The following is a 563-nucleotide window of genomic DNA, read 5'->3' on the forward strand; positions in this document are numbered from 1 at the left end:
CGATGGATGAGCGCTGCGTCGAACCGACCGGGCGCAAGATCAACGTCAAGGCGAAGCACTACGTATTGGCCGGCGGTGGCATCAACAGTCCAGCGCTGTTGCTGCGCTCGGACGCTCCCGATCCGCATGAAAACCTGGGGAAACGTACCTTCCTGCACCCGGTGAACATGTCCGCCGCGCGCTTCGACGAAGTCATCAACCCGTTTTACGGGGCGCCGCAGTCGATCTATTCCGATCATTTCCAATGGAAGGACGGCACCACCGGGCCGATGGCCTTCAAACTTGAAGTGCCGCCGCTGCACCCGGCACTGGCGGCCACCCTGCTCGGCGGCTTTGGCGAGGAAAGCGCGCAACACATGGCTGACCTGCCACACACCCACGCCATGCTGGCCTTGCTGCGCGACGGTTTTCACCCGGACAGCACCGGTGGTGCAGTCGAATTACGTGGCGATGGTTCGCCGGTGCTCGACTATCAGGTTTCACCCTACGCCTGGGAAGGCCTGCGCCGGGCCTTTCAGGTCATGGCCGAAATCCAGTTCGCCGGCGGCGCAAAATCGGTGATG

At 62.7% G+C, this 563-nt stretch carries 1 protein-coding gene; it reads left to right on the forward strand.

Annotated features, from left to right (window positions below; all coding sequences use genetic code 11):
- On the forward strand, positions 1-563 hold a 563-nt coding region (locus tag BK660_RS31445), incomplete at both ends, for a GMC family oxidoreductase N-terminal domain-containing protein (protein WP_185045307.1).

Source organism: Pseudomonas brassicacearum (assembly GCF_003732265.1).
GTDB lineage: Bacteria > Pseudomonadota > Gammaproteobacteria > Pseudomonadales > Pseudomonadaceae > Aquipseudomonas > Aquipseudomonas brassicacearum_D.